Consider the following 3,937-nt stretch of genomic DNA (forward strand, 5'->3'; position numbering starts at 1 on the left):
AACCGGCGGCGGGCGGCAGCGCGGAGCTGCTGGAAGCCGACTATGTGCTGGTGGCTATCGGGCGCCGGCCTTATACCTCCGGCCTGGGCCTGGAGTGATCGCCTGACGGATCCACCAGGTGGCATAGGTCGAGAACTTGTAGCCACGGCGGTATTCGAACTTGTCTACCGCTTTCATCAAGCCGATGTTGCCTTCCTGGATCAGGTCGAGGAACTGCAAGCCACGGTTGGTGTACTTCTTGGCGATGGAGATCACCAGACGCAAGTTGGCTTCGACCATCTCTTTCTTCGCGCGACGGGCCTTGGCCTCGCCGATCGACATGCGACGGTTGATGTCCTTGATCTCGACGATCGTCAGGCCGGTTTCGGCCTCGAGCGCAGTCAGCTTCTGCTGGCAACGGATGATGTCCGGTTGCAGGCGGCCGATGGCTTCGGCGTACTTGGCCTTGCCTTTGGCCAGGGCGTCGGACCAGCTTTCGTCCACTTCATTGCCAGGGAACTGGCGCAGGAAGTCGGCACGTGGCATGCGGGCATCGCGGACGCAGAGTTGCATGATCGCGCGCTCTTGCTGGCGCAGGCGATCCAGGGCGCTGCGAACACGTTCGACCAGGGCTTCGAATTGCTTCGGAACCAGCTTGATCGGCATGAACAGTTCGGCCAGCACCAGCATTTCGGCCAGGGCCTGCTTGTGTTCACGACCGTGCTTTTTCAGCGCCTTGCGAGTGATTTCCATCTGCTCGGCAACGGCGCCGAAGCGCTGGGCCGCGATGATCGGATCCGGGCCGCTTTCGGCTTCTTCTTCGTCGTCACTGGCTTCGGCGTCTTCGTCATCGTTGTCGTCGTCCGCTTTTGCGGCCTTGGAGTCGACAGGCGGCGGCACTTCGGCGGCAGGCGGCGTGATGCCGTCGTCCGGGTCGATGTAACCGCTCAGGACGTCGGACAGGCGACCACCTTCGGTGGTGACGCGATTGTATTCGGAGAGGATGTGCTCGACCGTGCCAGGGAAGTGCGCGATTGCGCCCATCACTTCACGGATGCCCTCTTCGATACGCTTGGCGATTTCGATTTCGCCTTCACGTGTGAGCAGCTCTACCGTGCCCATTTCGCGCATGTACATACGCACTGGGTCGGTAGTGCGACCAATGTCGGTTTCCACAGCCGCCAACGCTGCGGCGGCTTCTTCAGCTGCTGCTTCGTCGGTATCGGCTTCGGCCAACAAAAGGGCATCCGCATCCGGAGCACTCTCGAATACGTTGATCCCCATGTCGTTGATCATGCGGATGATGTCTTCCACCTGTTCCGGATCTGAAATATCCTCCGGCAGGTGGTCGTTGACCTCCGCGTAAGTCAGGTAACCCTGCTCACGACCACGGCTGATCAACTCTTTGAGGCGAGACTGCTGTTGCGCTTTTCCGGACATAACACCCTATCCACTGAAGGTCTTGGCGGGCAAAAAACAAGCCGAGGATTATACCCGAGCTATGACCTCACGCGCCAGTTGAGGTCGGGTTTGATGCGGGAACATTGCGTTTTAAAAGCTCAAGTAGCTGAATTTTTTCTTCGCCACTCAACTCGCTTTGACGCGATTTCCTAAGAAGTTGTTCCAAAACACGCTCACGTTGACGAGCGGACAAGCTTTTAATGGTGTCGAAAAACTGTTGTTCAAGGTTGTCGCCCTCAATCAGCCACTCCTTTTCCGCCAGCGCCTTGATCAGGCGGCCCTGTTCGGTGCCGTGCCAACGCGCCAGGAGCTGATGAATAGAGCGTAGCTTAGGATTTTTCTGAACGGCTTCGATCAGGGCGACCAGCAGCTGGGTATTGGTGTTGTCGTCGGCGGCAAAATGCCCGGCGTCTTCAACTTTTTCAGCCAGTTGCGGGTGATGCAGCAGTGTTCGAAGGGCTGACAATGTCGGGGGTTCAACGGCGGCCGGAATGCGCGGGGCACGTGGCTGATCGCGGTCGCCGTTACGCTTGCCCTTTTTGTCCCAAGGTTTGTTTTCCCACTTTTTACCGCCCGAACCGCCTTTTTTCGGCGTCCATTCCTGTTGCGGCACGTAGGCTTCTTGCGGCTCGTGGTAGTCCGCGAAGTCTGGCATCGCGTCGTAGTCGATGCCGGCGTCGTATATCGGAGGCGCCTCTGGCGGTGCGTTGTGCGCCAGCTGACTGACGGTCTCGTTGTTGAGTCCGGTGATCTCGCTGAGGCGCTGGCGCATCAGGGTCCGCAGATTGGCCCCCGGAACCTTGTCGATCAAGGGGGCAGCCAGGGTGGCCAAGTGGGCCTTGCCCTCGAGGGAGCGCGGATCGGCTTCGTCGGTCAGTTGCTGGAAGAAGTAGTCGGCCAGCGGTTGCGCGTGTTGATTGATGCGGGCGCGAAAGGCGTCCGTACCCTCGGAGCGGACCAGGGTGTCTGGGTCTTCGCCTTCGGGAAGAAACAGAAAGCGCGCCCGACGACCGTCCTGCAGGCTGGAAAGGGTCGCCTCCAGTGCGCGCCAAGCGGCCTTGCGCCCGGCCTGGTCGCCGTCGAAGCAGAACAGGACGCTGGGCACGATGCGGAACAGGCGCTTGAGGTGTTCTTCGCTAGTGGCGGTGCCCAGGGTTGCGACAGCGTTGCGCAGACCCTGCTGGGCGAGAGCGATTACGTCCATATAACCTTCGACGACGATGATTTCGTCGAGGTTGCGGTTGTTCTTGCGGGCTTCGAACAGGCCGTAAAGCTCCTGGCCCTTGTGAAACACTGGGGTTTCCGGCGAGTTCAGGTACTTCGGCTTGTCGTCGCCCAGTACGCGGCCACCAAAGGCGATGATCCGGCCGCGGCTGTCGCGGATCGGAAACATCACTCGGTCGCGGAAGCGGTCGTAGCGCTTGCCGGTTTCGGCGTTTTCGATCAGCAGGCCGGCGTCGATCATGGCTTTCTGCTGCAGGGTGTCGCTGCTCAGGTGCTTGAACAGGTTGTCCCAGCCAGGTGGAGCGAAGCCGAGGCCGAAATCGCGGGCGATCTCGCCGGTCAGGCCGCGGCCTTTGAGGTAGTCGACCGCTGCCTTGCGGGCCGGGTGGCTTTTCAGGGCCTGGCGATAGTAGTCCGCGGCGGCGGTGAGCAGCGGGTAGAGCGGCGAATCGGTCGGTTGCCGGGGCTTGTGCGAGCGCCCGCTTTCCTCGCGGGGGACTTCCATGCCGGCGGCTTTGGCCAATTCCTCGACCGCCTGGGGAAAGTCCAGGTTGTCGTGGTCCATGATGAAGCCGAGGGCATTCCCGCCTGCGCCGCAGCCGAAGCAGTAGTAGAACTGCTTGTCGGGGCTGACACTGAAGGAGGGGGTCTTTTCCTTGTGGAACGGGCAGCAGGCGGTGAAGTTCTTGCCGGCTTTCTTCATCTGCAGGCGCGAGCTGACGACATCGACTATGTCGGTGCGGTTCAGAAGGTCGTCAATAAAGCTCTGGGGAATCAGCCCGGCCATGGCGTTCTCGTCATCACTGCGCGAAAGGAATGGACCCATGCGAAGGCTTCGAAAGTGGGCTGTTCGAGACGCAACGGCTGTGCGTTCGACCCTCTGTCGTGGGCTTGATCGCTATCGGGAAGTGTATCTGCCGAAAGTCCACTGACGTTAGTTCCAATCAGTCTTCGACTATTTGAAGGTGTTGCTCTGATCCAACAGCTCGCGGATGGCTCACAAGCGGGCGCTGGGGAAGGGCGCCTTGGGCCGAGTCTGTTGATAATCAGAAAAGTGTGCTCGTCAGTAGCCTTGGAAGGCTCGTCAGAAGAGACGTGCACTGCTGGCAGAAGCCAGGTCTGACGTGATGAAGCGGATTGTCTCAGCCGCTTGCGCGACGTTGACGGTGAAGCATCAAACGACCCGATCAATCACGCGATGGTCGAGGTGATCAACCATATCGGTCATGTGATGGGCAAACGCACGATTGCCGAGTTTGTCGAAACGCCGCAG

General features: G+C 60.1%; 1 protein-coding gene and 3 pseudogenes. 2 read left to right on the forward strand and 2 right to left on the reverse strand.

Annotated features, from left to right (window positions below):
• Positions 1-95 (forward strand): annotated as a pseudogene (locus tag ACQKQA_RS29825) (hypothetical protein); the annotation flags it as partial.
• On the opposite strand, the pseudogene ACQKQA_RS29830 reads toward ACQKQA_RS29825, so the two are convergent.
• Positions 94-1,419 (reverse strand): annotated as a pseudogene (locus tag ACQKQA_RS29830) (sigma-70 family RNA polymerase sigma factor); the annotation flags it as partial. The pseudogenes ACQKQA_RS29825 and ACQKQA_RS29830 overlap by 2 nt on opposite strands.
• A 67-nt stretch (positions 1,420-1,486) precedes the next feature.
• Positions 1,487-3,451 (reverse strand): DNA primase, encoded by a 1,965-nt coding sequence (dnaG, locus tag ACQKQA_RS29835; protein ID WP_427564746.1) that lies wholly within the window; start codon positions 3,449-3,451, stop codon positions 1,487-1,489.
• Positions 3,452-3,844: 393 nt separating this feature from the next.
• Here dnaG and ACQKQA_RS29840 point away from each other — a divergent pair.
• Positions 3,845-3,937 (forward strand): annotated as a pseudogene (locus tag ACQKQA_RS29840) (hypothetical protein); the annotation flags it as partial.

It is taken from the genome of Pseudomonas sp. NPDC089530 (assembly GCF_050280705.1).
Taxonomy (GTDB): domain Bacteria; phylum Pseudomonadota; class Gammaproteobacteria; order Pseudomonadales; family Pseudomonadaceae; genus Aquipseudomonas.